This is a genomic window from Arthrobacter sp. 9MFCol3.1 (assembly GCF_000620385.1).
In the GTDB taxonomy this organism is placed as follows: domain Bacteria; phylum Actinomycetota; class Actinomycetes; order Actinomycetales; family Micrococcaceae; genus Arthrobacter.
The window spans coordinates 57,683-78,449 of record NZ_JIBJ01000014.1 but is presented as its reverse complement, the minus strand read 5'-3'; the positions used below and the strand labels follow the sequence as shown (position 1 = coordinate 78,449).

At 67.5% G+C, this 20,767-nt stretch carries 18 protein-coding genes; 7 read left to right on the top strand and 11 right to left on the bottom strand.

The window, feature by feature from the left end:
• Nucleotides 1-4: 4 nt before the first annotated feature.
• From C560_RS0114850 to dinB, 7 genes are all read right to left on the bottom strand, one after another.
• Complete coding sequence (locus C560_RS0114850) at nucleotides 5-1,678, bottom strand: UDP-N-acetylmuramoyl-L-alanyl-D-glutamate--2,6-diaminopimelate ligase (protein ID WP_026538800.1); 1,674 nt, start codon at nucleotides 1,676-1,678, stop codon at nucleotides 5-7.
• A 197-nt stretch (nucleotides 1,679-1,875) separates the two neighbouring features.
• Nucleotides 1,876-3,681 (bottom strand): peptidoglycan D,D-transpeptidase FtsI family protein, encoded by a 1,806-nt coding sequence (locus C560_RS0114845; RefSeq protein WP_026538799.1) that lies wholly within the window; start codon nucleotides 3,679-3,681, stop codon nucleotides 1,876-1,878.
• Nucleotides 3,682-3,722: 41 nt separating this feature from the next.
• A complete protein-coding gene (locus tag C560_RS0114840) occupies nucleotides 3,723-4,409 on the bottom strand; it encodes a hypothetical protein (protein ID WP_026538798.1) in 687 nt (228 codons plus the stop codon).
• The gene (gene rsmH / locus C560_RS0114835) at nucleotides 4,406-5,404 is read right to left on the bottom strand and encodes a 16S rRNA (cytosine(1402)-N(4))-methyltransferase RsmH (RefSeq protein WP_018772338.1); all 999 of its coding nucleotides are present in this window, start codon (nucleotides 5,402-5,404) and stop codon (nucleotides 4,406-4,408) included. The genes C560_RS0114840 and rsmH overlap by 4 nt, the downstream gene beginning before the upstream one ends.
• A gap of 279 nt (nucleotides 5,405-5,683) precedes the next feature.
• Nucleotides 5,684-6,112, bottom strand: coding sequence for a division/cell wall cluster transcriptional repressor MraZ (mraZ, locus tag C560_RS0114830; RefSeq protein ID WP_026266240.1), 429 nt, complete (start codon nucleotides 6,110-6,112; stop codon nucleotides 5,684-5,686).
• 436 nt (nucleotides 6,113-6,548) lie between these two features.
• Nucleotides 6,549-6,920: a DUF3040 domain-containing protein gene (locus C560_RS0114825; RefSeq protein WP_026266239.1), complete on the bottom strand. Its 372-nt coding sequence runs from the start codon at nucleotides 6,918-6,920 to the stop codon at nucleotides 6,549-6,551.
• A 294-nt stretch (nucleotides 6,921-7,214) separates the two neighbouring features.
• Complete coding sequence (gene dinB, locus C560_RS0114820) at nucleotides 7,215-8,375, bottom strand: DNA polymerase IV (RefSeq protein ID WP_043423214.1); 1,161 nt, start codon at nucleotides 8,373-8,375, stop codon at nucleotides 7,215-7,217.
• 211 nt (nucleotides 8,376-8,586) lie between these two features.
• Here dinB and C560_RS0114815 point away from each other — a divergent pair, with 211 nt between their 5' ends.
• Together C560_RS0114815 and C560_RS0114810 are read left to right on the top strand one after the other, a co-directional pair.
• The gene (locus tag C560_RS0114815; protein WP_026538796.1) at nucleotides 8,587-9,114 is read left to right on the top strand and encodes a hypothetical protein; all 528 of its coding nucleotides are present in this window, start codon (nucleotides 8,587-8,589) and stop codon (nucleotides 9,112-9,114) included.
• Entirely contained in the window at nucleotides 9,111-10,205 is a 1,095-nt protein-coding gene (locus tag C560_RS0114810) for a polyprenyl synthetase family protein (protein WP_018772333.1), read from the top strand. The genes C560_RS0114815 and C560_RS0114810 overlap by 4 nt, the downstream gene beginning before the upstream one ends.
• Nucleotides 10,206-10,329: 124 nt before the next feature.
• Here the strand turns inward: C560_RS0114810 and C560_RS0114805 are convergent, their stop codons facing one another.
• Complete coding sequence (locus C560_RS0114805; RefSeq protein ID WP_026538795.1) at nucleotides 10,330-10,683, bottom strand: Rv2175c family DNA-binding protein; 354 nt, start codon at nucleotides 10,681-10,683, stop codon at nucleotides 10,330-10,332.
• Nucleotides 10,684-10,990: 307 nt separating this feature from the next.
• On the opposite strand from C560_RS0114805, the gene C560_RS0114800 reads away from it, so the two are divergent.
• On the top strand, nucleotides 10,991-12,388 hold the full coding sequence (locus tag C560_RS0114800; RefSeq protein ID WP_026538794.1) for a lytic transglycosylase domain-containing protein: 1,398 nt from the start codon (nucleotides 10,991-10,993) through the stop codon (nucleotides 12,386-12,388).
• A gap of 115 nt (nucleotides 12,389-12,503) precedes the next feature.
• A complete protein-coding gene (locus C560_RS0114795) occupies nucleotides 12,504-14,666 on the top strand; it encodes a Stk1 family PASTA domain-containing Ser/Thr kinase (protein ID WP_026538793.1) in 2,163 nt (720 codons plus the stop codon).
• Nucleotides 14,667-14,830: 164 nt separating this feature from the next.
• On the opposite strand, the gene C560_RS0114790 is transcribed toward C560_RS0114795, so the two are convergent.
• Nucleotides 14,831-16,225, bottom strand: coding sequence for a class II 3-deoxy-7-phosphoheptulonate synthase (locus C560_RS0114790; protein WP_043423206.1), 1,395 nt, complete (start codon nucleotides 16,223-16,225; stop codon nucleotides 14,831-14,833).
• A gap of 84 nt (nucleotides 16,226-16,309) precedes the next feature.
• On the bottom strand, nucleotides 16,310-17,164 hold the full coding sequence (locus tag C560_RS0114785; protein ID WP_026538791.1) for a lysophospholipid acyltransferase family protein: 855 nt from the start codon (nucleotides 17,162-17,164) through the stop codon (nucleotides 16,310-16,312).
• Nucleotides 17,165-17,276: 112 nt separating this feature from the next.
• Here C560_RS0114785 and C560_RS0114780 point away from each other — a divergent pair, with 112 nt between their 5' ends.
• Genes C560_RS0114780 through C560_RS0114770 form a run of 3 tightly spaced genes read left to right on the top strand, consistent with a single transcriptional unit; the run spans nucleotide 17,277 to nucleotide 19,589 of the window.
• Nucleotides 17,277-18,077, top strand: coding sequence for an alpha/beta hydrolase (locus C560_RS0114780; protein ID WP_026538790.1), 801 nt, complete (start codon nucleotides 17,277-17,279; stop codon nucleotides 18,075-18,077).
• Complete coding sequence (locus C560_RS0114775) at nucleotides 18,074-18,877, top strand: alpha/beta hydrolase (RefSeq protein WP_026538789.1); 804 nt, start codon at nucleotides 18,074-18,076, stop codon at nucleotides 18,875-18,877. Before C560_RS0114780 ends, C560_RS0114775 begins: the two co-directional genes overlap by 4 nt.
• Entirely contained in the window at nucleotides 18,870-19,589 is a 720-nt protein-coding gene (locus C560_RS0114770; RefSeq protein ID WP_026538788.1) for a hypothetical protein, read from the top strand. Before C560_RS0114775 ends, C560_RS0114770 begins: the two co-directional genes overlap by 8 nt.
• 59 nt (nucleotides 19,590-19,648) lie before the next feature.
• Here C560_RS0114770 and C560_RS0114765 read toward each other — a convergent pair whose 3' ends face one another.
• Nucleotides 19,649-20,743 carry an ROK family glucokinase gene (locus C560_RS0114765; protein WP_018772324.1) on the bottom strand — a complete coding sequence of 365 codons (1,095 nt, stop codon included), beginning with the start codon at nucleotides 20,741-20,743 and terminating at the stop codon, nucleotides 19,649-19,651.
• Nucleotides 20,744-20,767: the final 24 nt, after the last annotated feature.

The following is a 20,767-nucleotide window of genomic DNA, read 5'->3' as shown; positions in this document are numbered from 1 at the left end:
CGGTTTAGGACTCTATCCGGTGGTCTTCGAGAACGGTGAATCCCCGTGCTGTCAAGGCGTTCCGAAGCTCCACCCGGTCATCCAGTGCCAGGTTGACTCCCTTGACTTCCTGCCACACCTCGTGCCCGCGCCCGGCCACGAGGATGGTGTCCCCGGCCCCGGCGAGCTCTACGGCCTTCAGGATGGCGGCGTCGCGCGGGAAGACCTCCAGGACCGTGCAGTCCAGGCCTTCGTCGTCCTTGGCCGCCAGGGCCCCGGCAAGGACGTCCGCGCGGATGGCGGCCGCGTCCTCGTCGTGGGGATCGTCGTCGCTGACAATCACGGTGTCCGCCAGCCGGGCTGCGATGGCCCCCATGGCGGGGCGTTTGCCCTGGTCCCGCTGTCCGGTGGCGCCGAAAACGATGATCACCTTGGATCCGGGTTCCGGGGACCGGACGGCTTCGAGGGCACGGGCCAGGGCGTCGGGATTGTGCGCGAAGTCCACCACGGCGGCCGGGGCGGTGGACACGAGCTGCATCCGGCCGGGCACGGCCACGGTGAAAGGGTCGGCGGCGTCGAGGGCGGCCTGCACGGCGGCCGGCTCGTGGCCGCCGGCGAGGACCATCACGGTGGCCAGTGCGGCGTTGGCGACGTTGAAGCCGCCCGGCAGGCCGGTGTGGACGCGCAGCTCGGCGCCGTCGCGGTGCCGGAGGACGAAGTCGGAGCCGAGGCCCCGCGGAACGGTCCGGATGACAGTCCAGTCCGCGGTCCGGTCGGCGGTGCCGTCGGCGTCCGCCGGCACGGCGCCGCCGGTCCCGGCCGTGGCCAGGGTGGTGACCGGGATTTCGGCGGCGGCCGCGAGCTTCCGGCCCCAGTCATCGTCGATGGTGACCACGGCGGCGCGGGCGCGTTCCGGCGTGAACAGCCGGGCTTTGGTCTGGAAGTACTCCTCCATGGTCCCGTGCAGGTCCAGGTGGTCCTGGGTGAGGTTCGTGAAGCCGGCGACATCGAACACCACCGCGTCGACGCGGTGGAAAGACACGGCGTGCGAGGAAACCTCCATGGAGGCGGCATCGAGCCCGCGTTCGCGCATGAGCGCCAGCAGGGCGTGCACATCCGTGGATTCGGGAGTGGTCAGCAGGCTCGGGATCGGCTCCCCGCCGGCCAGGATCTCAATCGTCCCGATCAGCCCGGTCCGCTTGCCCAGCGCCCGCAGCAGGGCATTGATGAAATAGGTGGTGGTGGTCTTGCCGTTGGTGCCTGTCACCCCGAAGAGGGCCGGTGCCCCGGCCCCGTCGGGCCTGCTCTGGTAGATGAGTGCGGACAGCCGGCCGACCACGCTGCGCGGCTCGTCGGCCAGCAGCACCGGAACGGCGATGTCGTGGCCCAGGGCCAGCAGGCGCGCCCCGGCGTCGTCTGTCAGGACCGCCACGGCGCCGGCGCCGACGGCCTGGGACACGAAGTCGGCCCCATGCCGTGTGGCGCCCGGCAGGGCCACGTACAGGTCGCCCGGGCGGACCGACCGGGAGTTCAGGGAGATCCCGGTGACCTGGACGGAGCCGGACACCCCGGGAACGGCGACGCCGATTGCCGCCCCAATGGCTGCCAGCGGCACTGCGGCAACCGCAGTGGGCCGGAAGCCCGGGGTGGAGTTCTGGCCGGACGGCGCGGAAGCATCGGGGTCGGTGAGCTCTGACAAGTGGATCTCCGTTGTGGTGCTAGTGGATCGGGCACTGAATGAAATCGGGCACTGAATGAAATCGGGCACTGAATGAATCGGGCACTGAACTGATCGGGACCCGGTGGATCGGGCCCTCGCACGCAGACGAGTTTCCGGCGCGCAGGCAGTGGGTGTGGCGCCGGCTGGTGACTTCCGGGCGCCGGGTGGAACAGGCGCTACTTGGCGTACTGCGGCAGCCTCGCGGGTTCGCCGGTGGAGGGCTGGACGTTGAATGTGCGCAGCGTCTGGCTCATCACCGAACGGAACACCGGTCCGTTGGTGATTCCGAAGATGCTTCCCTTGGGCCGTTGCAGGACCACCTCAACAATAAACCGCGGATCGTCCATGGGCGCCATTCCGATGATGGAGGCCGTGTAGCCGCAGAACCCTGATTTGCCGTCGTCGCAGGGTGATTCGGATGTGCCCGTCTTGGCGCCCACCCGGTACCCGTCGATCGCGGCTTCCTTGATCTCGCCCTCGGTGACGGCGCTCTCAAGGATGTCGCGGACCTGTTTGGCGGTCTCCTTGGAGACAACCTGCTGCGGGGCCTTGGCCGGGACTTTTTCCTCGGCACCGTCGTCCGGGTTGATGTAGCTGTCGATCAGGCGCGGCTGGAGCATCACGCCGTCGTTGGCGATGCTCTGGTAGGCCCGGACGGTCTGGAGGGTGGTTTGGGCGACGCCCTGGCCGAAGAGCACGGTGTATTGCTGGCGTCCGTCCCACTGGTCGGCCGGGGTCAGGATGCCCTTGGATTCGGCCGGCAGACCGATGTCGGGGGCCTCGCCAATGCCGAACTTCCGCAGCCAGTCATAGCGCTGGTCCTTGCTCAGGCGCTGGCCCACCATGACTGTGCCGGTGTTCATGGAGTAGCCGACAATCCCCGCCAGCGTCCGTTGCTCGGTGCCGTGTTCGAACGCGTCGCTGAAGGTCTGTCCGTCCACGGTGTAGGTCGGCGGAATGGTGAACCTGTCCAGCGGGCTGGACTTCCCTTCCTGGATCGCGGCTGCGGCCGTGATCATCTTCTCCACCGAGCCGGGCTCGTAGGCGGCGGTGACGGCCCGGACCCCGCGGTCCTCGGCGGCAACCTTGCCGGGGTCGTTCGGATCCGGGGAGTCGGTATCGGCCATGGCCACGATGTTCCCGGTCTTGGCGTCCAGGACCACAATCACGCCCCATTCGGCGCTGAGCTTGTCCTTCTGGCTTTGGATCGCCTGCTGGGAAAAGTACTGCAGGTCCGAGTTCAGCGTGAGTTTGATGTCCTTGCCGTTCACCGCCGGCGTCAATTGGTCCACGCCCACGGGGATCCGCAGTCCGTCGGCGCCGATTTCAAACAGGCGCTTACCCGGTGTCCCTTTGAGGATCTCGTCCTGGGTCTGCTCGAGGCCCGCCTGTCCGGTGCTGCCGTCCTTGAGGAATCCGACAATTCCGCCGGCCACGGCGCCGTTGGGATAGACCCGCTTGCTGGTGCCTTCGGTGACAATGCCGGGAATCTGCAGCTTGGACACCTTGTCCTCGATGTCCGGCTTCAGGTCCTTGGCCACGATGTAGTAGCGCTGGGTTCCGGTCAGGGCATCGCGCAGGGTGCCGCGGTCCATGCCGAGCACGGCGGCGAGTTCGGAGATGCCCTGGTCTCGGGTGACCTTGACGAGCTCGTCCTTGCCGTTGATGGTCTCGAGCCGGCGGAAGGTCTCGGTTTTGGTGTTGACCGTCTGGTCCACGACGACGTTGTAGCGGATGACGCTGCTGGCCAGGACCGTGCCGGAGGAATCGAGGATGCTGCCGCGCTCCGCGGGCAGCACGGTGGGCGTAAGCCGGTTGTTGAGGGCGGCCTCAGCCATGCCTCCGATGTCCAGGCCCTGGACCATGAACAGCTTGCCGCCGACCACCAGCAGGAGCGCCAGCATGATGCCGAGCCCCACGCGGAGCCGCCGGGTGGGGTTTGGGGCTTTCGCCTTGCTTGCCCTGCCGGAGTTCTTCGCCACGGTGAGTCCTTGCTGCTTGCCTTGCTGGTGGTCAGTGAACGTTACTGCCCCGGCGTCTTCTGTGCGGGGGCGGGCACCGATCCGCCGTGGAGCTCCACGGCGGGGGCGGCGGGTTTCGGTGCGGGGGCGGGCTTCGCAGCCGCCGGCGCCTTAACTGTGTCGGCCGGTTTGGTGTCCGCCGGTTTGGTGTCGGCCGGCTTGCGCTGGGCGAGAGGCTCGTTCTCCGTGACCGGCGGGACCACCGTGAGCTGCCCGGCGACGGCCGGTGCGGCGATGACGGCGCCCGGGGCATCACCCTTGACCGCCGGTTTGGCCTTGCCGGTGACGCTGAGGGTGGAGAGATCGATCTGGCCCTTGGCGACGGAAGCCACCATGCCCAGTTCCGTTGCCTTGGCCGCGAGGTTCTGCGGCGCGTCGAAGTTCTGGACCTGCTGGGTGAGGTCCTGGTTCTGCTTGGTCAGGGTGGTCTGCTCACTGCGGAGCTGGACCAGCTGGTACTGGGCAGAGGAGACGGAGATGTTCAGGACCAGCACGGCCATGAGGGCAATCGCCAGGAGTCCGAAGCAGAGGACCACGAATGGTGCGCGGCGCTTGCGCGGCACGGAGCGGACCACCGAAAGCGGGGTGCGTGCCTTACGGGGCTGGTCATGGCCGGGGCGGAGGCCGGGCAGGGCACGGGCAGTGGCGCCCTGGGCAACGGGGTAGCTGTTGACGGCGGCGGTGCTCATGCGGCTCTCCTGGCTTTGATGCGTTCGACGGCGCGCAGCCGGGCGGAAGCTGCGCGGGGGTTTTCGGCGATTTCAGCGGCGGTGGGTACCTCGGTGCCCTTCGTCAGGGTCTTGAGTTCGGCTTTGTGCTCTTCGAGCTCGACCGGGAAGCCGAGCGGTGCCGAGGACTTCGATCCGGCCTGGAAGAAGCCCTTGACGATCTTGTCTTCCAGGGAGTGGTAGGACATGACCACCACACGGCCGCCGAGGGCGATGGCCTCGATCGCTGCCGGGATGGCGCGCTCGAGGACGTCCAGTTCCTCGTTGACCTCGATCCGGAGCGCCTGGAAAGTGCGTTTCGCGGGGTGGCCGCCGGATTTGGCGGCACCGGCTGGCACCACGGCCCGGATCTGATCGACCAGTTCGCCGGTGGTGGTGAAGGGCTTTTCGGCGCGCGCGGCCACGATCCTGTTCGCGATGCGGCCGGCGAACTTCTCTTCGCCCCATTTCCGGATGATCCGGACGAGTTCTTCTTCGCTGTAGTTATTGACGACGTCGGCGGCCGTCTGCCCGCGGCTGGTGTCCATCCGCATGTCCAGGGGCGCGTCGAAGGAGTAGGCGAAGCCACGCTCCCGCTCGTCCAGCTGGAGCGATGAGACGCCAAGGTCCATGAGCACACCATGGACTTCGGTGAAGCCCAGGTCCTCGAGGACGTCCGGGATTTCGTCGTAGACGGCGTGCACGAGGTCGGTCCGGTTCTCGAAGGGCGCCAGCCGGGCACCCGCCAGCGCCAGGGCTTCCTCGTCGCGGTCGATGCCGATCAGGTGAAGGTCCGGGAAGCGCTGCAGGAGCGCCTCGGAGTGCCCGCCCATGCCGAGCGTCGCGTCGATCACCACGGGGGTCTCGCCGCGGCTCCGGGCGGCCTCGATGCCGGGGGCCAACAAATTGATGCACCGGTCCTTGAGGACCGGTACATGGCGTTCGGACGTCGGCTTCGCCTGGTCGGGATCCGTCATGCCTTCATCCTTTCGTTGGCCTTGTTGGTTGCGCCTTGCTGGTTGCGCCTTGTTGGTTGCGCGTTGCTGGTTGCGCGTTGCTGGTTGCGCGTTGCTGGTTGCGCGTTGCTGGTTGCGCGTTGCTTGGTACTGCTCTTACGCAACGTTCCTTGGTCCAGATCCCCATCCGCGCCTATCCTGCGCCGGCCTGGCTCCGGGGAAGTGAGCCAGGACAACAACCGGATGGGCGGCTGGAGATCTCGATCAAGGAACGTTGTTTGCTGGTGGATCAGTGGGGGTTCAGAGAATCCCCGGGATGGCGTCGTCTGTTTCCGAGAAGGCGGTTTCCTTTTCGGCCAGGTACTCATTCCAGGCCTGGGCGTCCCAGATCTCCGCGCGGGATCCTGCGCCAATGACGGCGAGTTCCCGGCCAAGACCTGCATACTCCCGGAGCGCCGGCGGAATCGTCACGCGCCCCTGCTTGTCAGGTACCTCGTCCGAGGCTCCAGAGAGGAAAACACGGATGTAGTCACGTGCCTGCTTGGAGGAAATTGGAGCCTCCCGCATCTGCTCGTGAACCCGGCCGAATTCCGCCTCACTGAAGACGTAGATGCAACGCTCCTGGCCTCTTGTGAGAACCAGCCCGCCGGCAAGTTCCTCTCGGAACTTCGCGGGGAGGATAATTCGACCTTTTTCATCCAGACGCGGCGAATGTGTGCCGAGAAACACGGCCCACCGCCTGTCTGTTTTAGGAAGTCCAACGTCCCCTGTGCTGCCACTACCCTCTTACGCCCTCCACATTACTCCACATCGCTCCACAGTCAACGACACGCCCGGGATGTTTAGACAAATCTGCGGATGTTTATTCCCTTTCTTCCCAGTATTTGCAGGGAATCGGGACTGGTGGGGGAAAGTGGAGCGAATTTGCCTGCTTGCCTCACGCCGCCCAGCGATTGCGGGCACACGCCGGCGCCGGAGCGAAATAGTCCGGCGCCGTCGTCCCTTTTTGCGGCCCCACTGCAGCCAAATCCCCGCAAGGCTGCAGCAAACGCATGGCAAATTGACGCGTTAAATGGCGAAAGACCCGCCGAAGCGGGTCTCGCGCCGCACCCCGGCGGACCGGTGGCGGGAAGTGGAGGACTTTAGGGGGCCGTCACAGAGCGGCTCAGGACTCGCCCCCGTGCCGTTCGTCCCAGCGCTGCTCAAGGTTGCTCATGAACGAACTCCTGGGCTTGCCCTGCTTGCGGCCGCCCGTTGCCCGGGCCTTGCCGACCGCAGAACTGCGCATAGTGGCGAAATAGACTCCGGCGCCCATCACCACAAAGCCAAGGACCCCGACAAAGATGTTTTGCATCGACACCCCGACCAACAACAGCAGCACGCCCGCGAGAGTCGCGAGCACGCCGATGACCAGGTGGCGGGTGGACCATGAGCGCCCGGGGACTGATCCCATCGAGCTTGCAAACTTTGGGTCGTCCTCATGCAGCTGCTTCTCAAGTTGCTCCAGCAACTTCTGTTCGTGTTCCGAGAGCGGCATCACGACCTCCTCAAGTCTGCCAACGTCCGGGCATGACGTGGCCATTGCCCTAATTGCCTAACGCCCGGGATTCCGAAGTGGTTCCCCCGTCACCGCCATTGGTGAAAAGGGTCAATTCAGCTCTCCCGCGCCGGTCTCAGCTGGCTAGGTCGCCCGAACGGTCGATCCAGTAGTCCTAAACCTAGGTATTAATAAGGATAGATTGTCGCGGCCTGTTCTGAAAGACAGTCTTAAGGCCCTTTCGCCGCCGGAACCCTTGGGAACAGGCGTCCCCGCCAGAGGTTCCAGCCGGGCTCACTCGGGGGTGCCCCCGGAATCCAGGAGCCGGGCCGGAAGAACGGACTTGTTGCCGAATTTCCGGGCGACAGCATCGAGGGCCTGTTCGGCGGCCCGCCAGTTGTCGTCCCGGCGGTCAAGACTGAGCTGAAGCGGGGCGTCGGCGGCCTCTTCCAGCTGTTCGGCCCGGATGCCGACGAGCCGGACTGTCATGGGCCGCTCCCCCACCGATTCCAGGAGCTGCACCGCCACCGCGTAAAGGAGTTGGGCGCTGTCGATCGGTGTGCTCACGGTGCGGCTGCGGGTAATGGTGGAAAAGTCGGCATAGCGCAGCTTGAGCGCCACGGTGCGGGCGTGCATGCCGGCGCCGCGGAGGCGCTCCGCTGTCCGGTGCGAAAGGCGCAGCAGCTCCCGGTGAAGCAGTGCGTCATCCGCGGTGTCCGTGGCGAATGTCTCCTCGGCTCCAATACTTTTTTCCAGGCGGACCGGCGTCACGGGCCGCGGATCGATGCCCCAGGAGAGCCGGTAGACGTGCTCCCCCGATGCGCCCAGCAGCTTGCGCAGCGAGGGCAGCGGCGACGCGGCGACGTCCGCCACCGTCCTGATACCCCGGCGGGCCAGCACCTCCACGGTCTTGCCGCCGACTCCCCAGAGCGCACTGACGGGAAGGCTGTGCAGGTAGGGGACGGTTTCCTCCGGCCTGATCAGCAGCAGGCCGTCCGGTTTGCAGCGGGTGGACGCGATCTTGGCCACAAACTTGCTGGCTGCTATGCCCACCGATGCCGTAATGCCCAGTTCCCGGAACACGCGCGCCCGGATGAGTTCGCCAATCTCCCGTGGCGGACCGAGCCGACGGATGGCTCCCCCGACATCCAGGAACGCCTCGTCCACGCTGAGTGGCTCGACGAGGTCGGTGATGGAACCAAAGATTGCCATGATCTGGCCGGATACTTCGTAGTAGAGCTTGTGGCGGGGCTCGATGATGACAGCCGAGGGGCACATGCGTGCCGCCACCACCATGGGCATCGCAGATCTGACGCCGAATGCGCGGGCCTCATAGGACGCGGAGAGCACCACGGAGCGGTCCGCCGGATAGCCCACAATCACAGGCTTTCCCTTCAGCTCGGGCCGGCTGCGCAGCTCCACGGAGACAAAGAAAGCGTCCATGTCCACATGCATGATGCTGCTGCGCCGCAGTTCCACCAGGGAATCCCCGCCCGGGCTGCCGGGGGGCTGGACCGGGGGCTGCGCATTCGGGCGCCCGTGGGGGTGCATATTCGTCTGCGCTCCCTGCTGATTCTCTGCGTCCGGCCCCACGTCTTCAATCCTATGCCCGGGGACTGACTAAACTGGAGGCTGATTCCGCTTCAACCCCAGGAGGAAAGTCCCTGTGAAGGTATTTGGACAGCGCAAACGTGCCGCAGCCGCCATCGCGGCGGCGGGCGCGCTATTGGCCTTGGCCGCATGCACGCCTGCCGGCACCGGGAGCCCGGCGGCGTCGCCGGCGTCGACCCCGGACGCCTCTGCGCAGTCCTCCACCACGGCTCCCCCCAGCCCCTCCGCGGAGCCCGGCACGTCAGCCACGGTGGGTGCCCTGGTGCCCGGGTTCCCGCAGAAACTCCTGCCGCTGATGCCCGGGGCGCAGGTGGTTTCCAGCAGCTTCGACAAAACCACCGTGCCGGCCACCGCGGCACTGGTCGGCAGCACCACCGCACCCGCCGCCGATGTCCTGGCTTTCTACACCAAAGGGCTCCAGGCACAGGGCTTCAAGGCCGTACCCGGTGAAACCGTCGGCGCCCTGCCTTCCAAAGACTTCCTGCGGGGGGACAACGAAACCGTGAACATCTCCGTCATGCAGACGACAGGGGTGTCCACGTTCACGATCGGCGCGAACGTCGCTGCCGAGTCCGTCAAGTGAGTCTCGCCGAACAGCTGCGGCTCGAGCAGGCGGATTTCGTGGCCGCCGTCGCCGGCAAGCTCACCGAGTTCCTGACCAGCCGCCAGGCCGTCATGTCCTCGATCTCCCAGGACATCGATCCGCTCATGGGCTCGATCTCGAATCTGGTCACGGGCGGCAAGCGCCTGCGGGCGCTCATGTGCTACTGGGGATGGCGCGGAGCCGGCGGGGAAGCCGGCGCCGCCGAGGTGGTCACCGCCGGCTCGGCCCTCGAGCTGTTCCAGGCCGCGGCCCTGATCCACGATGACATCATTGACCGCTCGGACACCCGCCGGGGCGGCCCCAGCGTCCACCGCAGGTTCATTGAACTGCACGAGGCCCAGGGCTGGGCGCTGGACAGTGAACGGTTCGGCCACGCGGCAGCGATCCTGACCGGGGATCTCTGCCTGTCCTTCAGCGAGGAATCGTTCACGGAGATCGGACACCGGGCCGCGTCCGGCAGCCCGGCACGGCTGATCTTCAACCTCATGCGCGCGGAAGTGATGGCCGGGCAGTACCTCGACATCCTGGAAGAGGTCGCCGGGCCCAGGCGGGACCGGGCCGGGGCCGTCAGTCGGGCCCAGTCCATCATCCGGTTCAAATCGGCCAAGTACTCCACCGAGCACCCCCTCGCCCTCGGCGGCGCCCTGGCCGGCGCCGGCGACGAGCTGCTGCGCGGCTATTCCGCCTTCGCCCTGCCGCTCGGCGAGGCGTTCCAGCTGCGGGACGATGTCCTTGGCGTCTTCGGTGACCCTGTCACCACCGGCAAACCTGCAGGGGACGATCTCCGGGAGGGCAAGCGCACAGTCCTGGTCGCCTTCGCCCTGGACCAGGCCGCGCCGGCCGAATCAGAGTTCATCGACGCGAAGCTGGGCAGCCCCGATCTCAGCGACGCGGACATCGAGGAGATCCGGCGGATCATCGTGGACTGCGGTGCACTCCAGGCCACGGAAGTACTCATCGAGGAGTTCGGCAAGGCCGCCTTCGCCGCCCTGGATCTCCTGCCGCTTCAGGAGCTGCCCAAGACCGCGCTCCGCCGGCTGGCGGAGGCCACGGTCAGCCGCGCCGCCTGATAGGGCCCCAAGGCAGGAACCGCCCGCGGAAACGCGGCGGGCCGTGCACGGCGGTTGCGCTGTGCACGGCCCTTAATGGCACGTCCGGGGATGCTGCCGGCGCAGTGTTGCTGCGGGCGTGCCCTTACCAGGCCAGTGACTGCGCCCTGCGGCGGATTTCGGTCTTGCGCCCTTCCCGCAGGGCGTCAATGGGCCGGCCGCGGAGGGATTCGTCCGGCGTAAAGAGCCAGTTGATCAGTTCCTCATCCGAGTACCCGGCGTCGGAGAGGACCACAATGGTGCCTTTCAGGCTCTCCACGGCATGCCCGTCCTGGATGAAAGCCGCAGGCACGGACCGAATGCGCCGGTCACCGATTCTCACGGCCGCCAGCGCACGCTCGTCCAGCAATGCATGGACCTTGGTGATAGATACGTTCAGAAGCTGTGCGACATCGGGCAGGGGCAGCCATTCGCCCACGAGGCTTTCTACATTACTCACGCATAAAGATTGCCACGCCCGGTGCCCCGCCGCCTAGTCGGCATCCGCAGAAATGACGCCGCGGCCATGGCCCGTCCCGCCGCGCCGGAATGCCGTCCGGCTTCACCCGGGACTCCGCCGGAACGACTTTCGGGCGACACTCCACCGGAAACGGGATTGCGGAATGTCTAACGGTTCTTGTGCTAATTGCCAATTCATGAGACATTCACATAGATCACATTTGTAACAGAAATAACTTTTGTCACACTGGTAACACCAGTTCTACCGGCCTGACCGCAGCGTTGCCGCTGAGAAGAGGATCTTTCCAATGACAACCTCACGTTCGCCACAGCTCCGTCCGGGGCGCAGCCTGCCGCTTATTGCGGCGACGACGGCGGCGCTTCCCGCCGTCGTGCTTTCCTCCCTGGCGATCGCCCAGCCGGCCGCAGCCGAACCGCGTGTGCGTTCGGTCCCGGCAACCCTCGCGGCCGCCATGCGCGCCCAGGCAAAGGCTGACGCGGCGACATCCCTTAAGGCGGCAGTGATCCCGGCCGCCTCCGTCCCGGTGACGCTGCCGAGCGCCCTGCGGCCCGCGCAGCCGGCGGCACCGGCCGTCTACACGATCGCCCGCGGCGACACCATCAGTGCCATTGCCGGCCGCTACGGCCTGGACACCTTCGCCGTACTCAAGCTGAACAATCTGCAGGCGAACACCATCATCTACCCGGGGCAGAAGATCAAGCTCACGGGCTCGACGCCGGCCCCGGCAGCGCCCAAACCGTCCGCACCGGCGAAAACCGCCCCTGCGACGTCCGCTGTGACTTCCGCCTCGGGCGGGGGCCGCGTGTACGTTGTCAAGCCCGGCGACACCCTGAGCGCCATCGCCGCCCGCCACGGCGTTGGGCTTTCGGAGGTCTTCAAGTGGAACGGGCTCGGCATGAGCTCGGTGATCTATCCCGGCCAGAAGGTCAAGGTCGGTGGCGGTTCCAGCACGCCGGCCCCCTCCGCTCCCGCCGCACCCAAGCCGTCGGCGCCCGCGCCGGCCAGCTCCGGTTCCTACACCATCAAGGCCGGCGACACCCTCTCCGGCATCGCGGCCCGCAACGGTGTCAGGCTCTCGGACGTCCTGTCGGCCAACCGGCTGACGATGTCGAGCATCATCTACCCGGGCCAGAAGCTCGTCATCCCCGGCGCGTCGACCATCGCACCGGCCTCGAGCACGCCTGCCACCTCCACGCCCCTCGTGCCCAGCACGTTCCTCGGGTTCAGCTACCCGGCCGCGGTGGTGAGCTCGGCCAACCAGAACAAGGCGCTGCTCAACGCCTCGCCGGTGCCCAGCCGTCAGCAGATGAAGTCGATCGTGGCGGACACGGCCCGGCGCATGGGCGTGGACGCCAGCCTCGCACTGGCCTTTGCCTTCCAGGAATCCGGCTTCGACCAGCGTGCGGTGTCACCGGCCAATGCGATCGGCACCATGCAGGTCATCCCGTCCTCCGGCGAATGGGCCTCCGATCTGGTGGGCCGCAAACTGAACCTGCTGGATCCGTACGACAACGCCACGGCAGGCATCGCGATCATCCGCCAGTTGGTCCGCACGAGCCCGGATGTGGACACTGCGATCGCCGGCTATTACCAGGGCCAGTACTCGGTGAGCCAGAACGGCATGTACGAGGACACCAAGGGCTACGTCGCCGCCATCAAGGCCAACCGGCAGCTGTTCCGCTAAATTGTTCGGCTGGATACAGACTCCAGCACAGCTCCCTTACGGCGGAGCGTGACGCTACGGGCCCGGATCGCATGTTGATTCGGGCCCGTTTCTGTCCAGCGACTACGATTGTAAGGTGCAGGAATACGTGTCGGATGCTCTCGTAGGGAACCTGGTGGACAACCGCTACCAGGTTCAATCCAGGCTTGCCCGCGGCGGGATGTCCACCGTGTACCTCGCCACGGACCAGCGCCTTGAGCGTGATGTCGCGCTGAAGGTGCTCCATCCCCATCTGGCCGACGACCCGCAGTTCCTCGACCGGCTGGGCCGCGAGGCCAAGGCCGCCGCCCGGCTCTCCCACCCCCACGTCGTGGGCGTCCTGGACCAGGGCGAGGACGGCCGGCTCGCCTATCTGGTCATGGAATTCATCAAGGGCCACACATTGCGGGACGACCTCAATGACAAGGGCGCCCTGTCACCGCGGTTGGCCCTGGCGCTGATCGATCCGGTCGTCGAAGGCCTCGGCGCCGCGCACGCCGCAGGCATGATCCACCGGGACATCAAGCCCGAAAACGTCCTGATCGCCGACGACGGGCGGATCAAGCTCGGCGACTTCGGCCTGGCACGCGCTATCTCAACGTCCACCAGCACCGGCGCCCTGATCGGGACTGTCGCATATCTCTCCCCCGAACTTGTCCTGGGGAAGCAGGCAGATGCCCGCAGCGACATCTATTCGGTCGGGATCATGCTCTACGAAATGATCACGGGCAGGCAGCCGTTCGACGGCGATGTGCCCATCCAGGTCGCCTACCAGCACGTCAATTCCACGGTGGGAGCGCCGTCGCTGGTGGTGCCCGGGCTGGCTGCGGAGATCGACGAACTCGTCCAGTGGTGCACCGACCGGGACCCGGACAAGCGCCCCGTCGACGGCAGCGCCCTGTTATCCGAACTCCGGCACATCAGGACCAACCTCAGCGACGCCGAACTCGACCTCCAGCCGCCGGCGGCTGTCCGCAGCGCCCTTCCGGCCGTGGCAGCACCGCCAAACCGGCCGCCCGGCGGTGCCCGCCCGGCGTCGGACGGGCAGGACACGGCCCACGTGCTGCCCCCCACCGGTATGCCCACGGAACTGCAGACTGAGGTGTACGGCAGCCTCGCCCGGCCCACCGAGATGATCTCCCGCACCAGCGGCAACCCGACCACCGTGATGTCCGGCGCCCCGCGGCGTCCGGCCTACGGACCGCTGTCCACCCCGGACGAGGCGGCCTACGACGGCGACGCCGGGTACGACGATCCAGCAGAAGGTGCGGTTGCCCCCAGCAAACGCGCCCAGCGCAAGCTGGACCGGGACGAGGAGAAGGCGCGCCAGCGCGCCGCGGCTACGCCCACCAGGACCCTGCACGAGGGCAACCCCAGGCGCCGCGGCTTGCTGTGGATCGTCCTGCTCGTCGTCGCGGCGCTGCTCGCCGCCGTCGCCGGCTGGTTCTTCGGCATGGGTCCGGGCTCACCGGGAACCATTCCCCCGGTGGCGAACAAGACCGTTGCCGAGGCCCAGGACCTGCTCCGCACCGCCGGCTTCCAATCCACCGTGAAGGATGTCTTCGACGACGACATCTCACCCGGCCTCGTGGTCGGCTCGGAGCCGACCGCCGGCGAGGTCATCCGCAAGTTCCAGCCCGTGGCCCTGGCCGTGTCCAAGGGCCCGGAACTGTTCCCACTGCCCGAACTGACCGGCAAGTCCCTGGACGAGGCCAAGACCACGCTCAACGGCGCCCAGATGGCTTTGGGCCCGATTACCGAGACCTTCGACGAGAAGGCGCCGGCCGGGACTGTCCTTGCCCAGGCTCCGCGCAGCGGCAACCCGGTCAGGCATGGGACGCCCGTGGGCCTCACCGTCTCGAAGGGCCCGCAGCCCATCCCGGTCCCGGATGTCCGCGGGCAGGCGCAGGACGCGGCCGTGAATGCCCTGGAAGCCGCCGGCCTGAAGGCCGTGGTCGCACCCGAGCCGATCAACGACCGGAACGTCCCGAAGGGCGCGGTGCTGGCGCAGGACCCGGCCTCCGGCAACCTGACCAAGGGCGGAACCGTCACCCTGACCATCTCCAAAGGCCCGAAGCTCGTCGAGGTGCCCAATTTCATCGGCAAACAGGTCAAGGAAGCCCGGGCGGCACTCGAAGAACTTGGCTTCGTGGTTAAGGTCGATGAGTATTTGGGCGGATTCTTTGGAACAGTCCGCGTCCAGGATCCGGTGGATACGGCTGTCCCGGAAGGCTCGACTATCACCCTGACAGTGGTCTGACCGTACACGGCGCCCGCCCAGGGGCAGACCCGCTCCACATAAAAGCTCCGCCCGGCTGCTGCAGCCGGGCGGAGCTTTCTTATTGGAGTTTTTAGACCGGCAGCGTTTGGTCAGAAGCGTTCGGTCAGACGCGTTCCGTCAGACGCGTTCTCTCAATCAGCGCCTCAGCGCTTGGAGAGCGCACCGGCTACCAGGAACGCCATTTCAAGCGACTGCATGTGGTTCAGGCGCGGATCGCAGACCGACTCGTAGCGGTCGAGGAAGGCTTCCTGGTCGATCGGGTCGGCGCCGCCCAGGCATTCGGCGACGTCGTCGCCCGTCATCTCCACGTGCAGGCCACCGGGAACGGTGCCGAGCGCGTGGTGGACTTCGAAGAATCCGCGCACCTCGTCAATGACGTCGTCGAAATTGCGGGTCTTGTAGCCGTTGGGCGAGGTGACCGTGTTCCCGTGCATGGGGTCGGTGACCCAAAGGACCTGAGCCCCGGAGGCGGTGACGCGCTCGACGATCGCCGGCAGCTTCTCGCGGATGTTGCCTGCACCCATGCGGGTGATGAAGGTGAGCCGGCCGGGCTCCCGGTTCGGATCCAGCTTATCGATCAGGCGCAGGGCGTCGTCGCCGCTGGTCGAGGGGCCGAGCTTCACGCCTATCGGGTTGCGGACGCGGGAGAGGAAGTCAACGTGTGCGTGGTCCAGCTCGCGGGTCCGCTCCCCGATCCACAGGAAGTGCGCCGAGGTGTCGTAGGGCAGCCCGGTGCGCGAATCAATGCGGGTCAGGGCGCGCTCGTAGTCCAGCAGCAGGGCCTCGTGGCTCGCGTAGAATTCCACCCGCTTCAGGGCCTCGAAGTCGGCGCCGCAGGAGGACATGAACTTGATGGCGCGGTCGATGTCCCGGGCCAGGGACTCGTAGCGGGCGTGCGCCGGGTTTTCGGTGAAGCCCTTGTTCCACTGGTGCACCAGGCGCAGGTCCGCGAAGCCGCCCTGGGTGAAGGCGCGGATCAGGTTCAGCGTCGAGGCGGAGGTGTGGTAGGCCTTCAGCATCCGGCTGGCGTCATGGGCCCGGGACTCGGGCGTGAAGTCGTAGCCGTTGACGATGTCGCCGCGATAGGCCGGCAGGGTGACGCCCTCGCGCGTTTCATCGTTGGAAGAGCGCGGCTTGGCGAACTGGCCGGCCATGCGGCCCATCTTGATGACGGGCATGGCCGCGCCGTAGGTGAGGACGACGGCCATCTGCAGGATGGTCCGGACGCGGGCGCTGATCTTGTCCGCCGTCGCCGCTTCGAACGTCTCGGCGCAGTCGCCGCCCTGGAGCAGGAACGCCTTGCCCTGCGCCGCGGCGGCGAGCCGTTCGCGAAGGATGTCCACCTCGCCGGCGAACACGAGGGGCGGGAGGACGGAAAGTTCCTTGACGGACGCCTCGAACACAGCCGGGTCCGACCAGGTGGGCTGCTGCGAGGCCGGGAGCTCCCGCCAGTTGTCCAGTCCGGGGTAGTTGGCGGCTCCGCTCTGGGCGGTGCTGGTCAGCGGGGAAACTGGTTTCTCAGATAGCTCGGTCACTATCTAAGGATAGTTGCCCCGCCGTGGTTCGGGGGCCCTGCCTGTCATTGGCAGCTCCTTTGCCGTCACATGGCACCCGTGGCCCGCTTAAGCGGTGCCGGGAATCTCCGGCCCGGCGTCCCCGGCAGCAGTTTCATTCGGGCTTTCGTTCGGGGTTTCGCTTGAGTTTTCGCTCTGGGTTTTGTGTGGGGTTTCTCCGGCGGCCGCATCCTGCACCACTTCAGGGCCCGCAGGGGCTTTGTCCGGGGCCGCGTCCTGGGCTTTGCCGGCCAGGCGGAGCTTCACGGCAGCGGCGTACTCGTCCACGTACTCCTGGCCGGAGAGCCGCATGAGTTCATACATGATCTCGTCGGTCACCGAACGCTGGATCAGCCGGTCATCCTCCATCCCGTAGTAGCGGCTGAAGTCGAGCGGTTCTCCAAAGATCATGCCGATGCGGCGGATGTTGGGCACACGCTTGCCGATCGGCTGGACTTTGTCTGTTCCGATCATTGCCACCGGGATGACCGGGACGCGGGCCTGCAGCGCAAGGCGGGCAACGCCCACTTTGCCGCGGTAGAGGCGCCCGTCGGGGCTGCGGGTCCCCTCGGGGTAGATGCCCAGGAGGGAGCCGTTCTTGAGCACGTCCATGCCGGCGTTGAGGGACTGCGCGGATGCGGCGCCCCCGGACCTGTCCATGGGGAGCTGGTTGGTGAGCCGGAAGAAGGCTGCGGTCAGCCGGCCCTTGATCCCGGTGCCGGTGAAGTATTCGGATTTGGCCAGGAACGCGACCGGCCGCGGCACCATGACCGGCATGAAGATGGAATCCGAGAAGGAGAGGTGGTTCGAGGCAAGGATCGCGGCGCCCTCGGCAGGGACGTTGTCGAGACCCTTGACCCAGGGCCGGAACAGCAGCCTCAGCACCGGTCCCAGGACAAACGTCTTCGTGAACCAATAAAACACTCGGTGACCTCTCCGGAAGGCGTCTGGCCGGCCGCCCGAATCGGGTCCGGCCAGGCTTCAATGGACACCTTACTCTAGTGAGTTTTGGCGCCAAGGGTGACACGATGGGCTCATGACTGAAAGCAGCACTCCCCCTGCGCCCGCCGCTTTCAGCTACCCCGGCCACGGACCCAACGCCCGGACCGGCGTGGCCATCTGCCACGGCTTCACGGGCAGCCCGCTCAGCGTCCTGCCGTGGGCCCGCCACCTCGCCGCCCAGGGCTTCGCCGTATCGGTGCCCCTCCTGCCCGGGCACGGCACCCACTGGCGCGACCTCGCCCGGCAGGGCTGGCAGGACTGGTACAGCAGCTTCGAAACGGCGTACCTGGACCTGGCCGCCCGGACCGATGACTGCTACGTCGCCGGGCTGTCCATGGGCGGCACGATCGCCCTGCGTACCGCGGCCCGCCACAGCGTGGCCGGCGTGGCCGCCGTCAACCCCGGCCTGAGCTTCTATGACCGCAGGGTCCGGATCGTGGGACTGCTCAAGTACTTCCAGCGCACCACCACGCCCATTCAGGAGGAGAATTCCACGGCTACCACCACCGATGACGGCGACTACTCCCTGACGCCGCTGGCCGCCGTCCACCAGCTGCGCCGGCTGTTCGGCGCGACCCTCCGGGACCTGCCGGCAGTCCGCGCCCCGGCGCTGGTCTTCAAGTCGGACACCGACGCCGTGGTCCCGCCGTCGTCCCTGGCGCTGCTGCGCAGGCGGCTCGGGTCCCGGGAACTCACAGTGGTTCCCCTCCCGCACAGCGGGCACGTTGCCACCCTGGACGCCGATGCGCCGCTACTCTTTGAAGAATCAGTGCGCTTCTTCCTCCAGCACGCCCACGCCATTTCGCCGCCCCGCGCCCCCTCGGAGACCCCATGAGCATCCTCCCGGACCACTCGCCGTTCAGCAGCCCGTTCACTGGAACCATCCCCCGGACCGGCGTCGTGGTGTCCCACGGCTTCACCGGCAGCCCGCACGGTGTGCGGGACTGGGCGTCGTCCCTGGCCAGTGCCGGGTTCGCCGTCCGGCTGCCCCTGCTGCCGGGGCACGGAACGAGCTGGCAGGAGCTGGCCAAGACCCGCTGGCAGGACTGGCATGCTGCCCTGGACGCGGCCTACCTGGAGCTTGCGGAGGAATGCGACGTCGTTGTCGTGGCGGGACTGTCCATGGGCGGCGCCCTGGCGTTGCGGATTGCGGCCACCCGCCCCGTGGCGGGGGTTGTGGTGGTCAACCCCGGCCTCGTCATCGATGATCCCCGCGCCCCGCTGGCCGGCGTCTTGAAGTTTGTCCTCAAGAGCACCCCGGCGATCGCCAATGACATCCTCAAATCAGGGATGGATGAGTACGCATACCCGCGCACTCCGGTGGCCGCCGCACACGAGCTCAACAAGATGTTCAAGGACACTGTGCGGCTGCTGCCCCGCGTCACGGCTCCGGTCCGGGTATACCGTTCCACGGTGGATCATGTGGTGTCCGAATCCAGCATGGAGGCCCTGCGCCGCGGGTTGACCAACGCCCCGCTCGAGGTGATCCGGCTGGAAAACAGCTACCACGTCGCTACCATGGACAACGACGCGCCCGAGATCTTCCGTGGCACGGCCGAATTTGTCCGGTCCGTTGCAGCCGCAGCCAGTCCGGGCGCCGCCCGCGCCAGCCGGAAGGACACGGCCAATGACTAAACCGGACCCCGGAGTCCCGGACCCCGAAACCCCTGACCCCGACGACGCCGGGACGGCTGCGCCTGACGCCGGCGCATCCGGCGTCCAGCGTCCGGGCAGCACCCCGCCCCCTGGGGCACAGGACCCGGACGCCCCGGACGCACAGTCCGTCGATGACGACGCCGTGTGGCTGGATCTGGTCGCCAGGCTGGAAGGAGTCGGGGCAGGCGAGGACCAGGCACCAGGCAGCCCGGCCGGCGGAACGGACAGCGCCGCCGGTGGCGCCGGTGCCGGCTCCGGCGCTGGATCCGGTGCCGGCCCGTCAACGGCAAGGTCGTTCCGCGATTTTGACCCGCTGGGTCTCGCCGGCGTCGCACCGATCGAGCTTTCCGCCAAGGAGCGGCTCGCCCCCGCCCCGGGGAGTCCGGCTGCGGGCAGCAGCGAGGCACCGGACACCGCACCCGGCCCCCGGGACTATGAGGCCGACGACGACGACGGCGCGTTCATCCCCGAGGAGCCGCCCAGCCTGGCCGGTGCAGATCCAATGACCGTCCTTGCCTGGCTTGGCGCGGTGGGCGGCCCGATTGCACTCGTGTTCTCGGCGATGTTCTGGCGGTCGGCCCCGACGATGGCGATCGTGGGCATGGTGGCCGCGTTCGCAGCCTCGGTGGTGTTCCTGATCATGAAACTGCCCGGCGAGAAGGACGAGCACGACGACGGGGCGCGCATTTAGTCCACCCGGTCATGGCGCCAGCCACTGCGCTGGTTGTTTGAGGGGCTTACTGAGGCACGCTACTGCGTGTGCATGCGGCTGCTGACCCGGGAGAGGTCGGCGGCGCCGATCAGTCCGGCGTTGGGGCCCAGGGCCGCCAGTTCGATCTCCGCCGCGGGGCGGAAGCCGCGCCCGGTGAGGTTCCGCGCGAAGGCCTTCCGGGCCGGCGCGACGAGCAGCTCGCCGGCGTCGCACAGTCCGCCGCCGATCACGAACTTGCCGGGGTCCAGTGCCGCTGCGAGGTTCGCCAGGCCAAGGCCCAGCCATTCCCCGACGTCCTCGAGGAGTTCGCGGGAGGTTTGGTCCCCGGCCTTGGCCAGCTCCGTCACGATCACGCCCGTAATGCGTCCCACGTCGCCGTCCACGGCTTTGAGCAGTTCCTGGGCAACCGGAGAATTCGCGGCGGCCAGTTCCCGGGCCTCGCGGCCGAGCGCATTGCCCGAGGCGTATTGTTCCCAGCAGCCGCGGTTGCCACACTCGCAGCGGTGCCCGCCCGGCATGATGATCTGGTGGCCGAACTCCCCCGCCACACCGAAGCGGCCGCGTTCGAGCCGGCCGTCCATGACCATGGCGCCGCCGATCCCGGTGCCCAGGGTGATGCAGACCAGACGGTTCTGTCCCTGCCCGGCGCCGAAGCGCCATTCGGCCCAGGCGGCGGCGTCGGCGTCGTTGGTCAGCAGGACAGGGCGGCGCAGCAGCCGCTGCAGGTTCTCGCGCAGCGGTTCATTGCGCCAGGCCAGGTGCGGGCTGAAGAGGACAGTGCCGCCGTCGAGGTCCATCCAGCCGGCGGCGCCGATTCCGACCGACCAGATCCGGTGCCCGGCGCCCAGCTCTGCAACCAGTTCGACAATGACCTGTTCCACGGCGCGCGGGTCGTTGCCCGGCGTGGAACGTTTCGCCTGGCTGAGGATCCGGCCTTCGGCATCGACCACGCCGGCGGCAACCTTGGTTCCCCCGATGTCGACGCCGATCGCCAGGCCCTTGCGGCCCAGCCGCAGGTGTGAGCGGAGGTCGTGCCCGGCCGTGGCGGCCGCGGCTCCGGCCAGGGTCCGGCTCCGCCAGGCGGCGGTCCGGCGGCGCAGGCCGGGCTGCCGGCCGGGTGATGGTGTCTGCATGGTGCCCCATTCTATTCGCCGGGG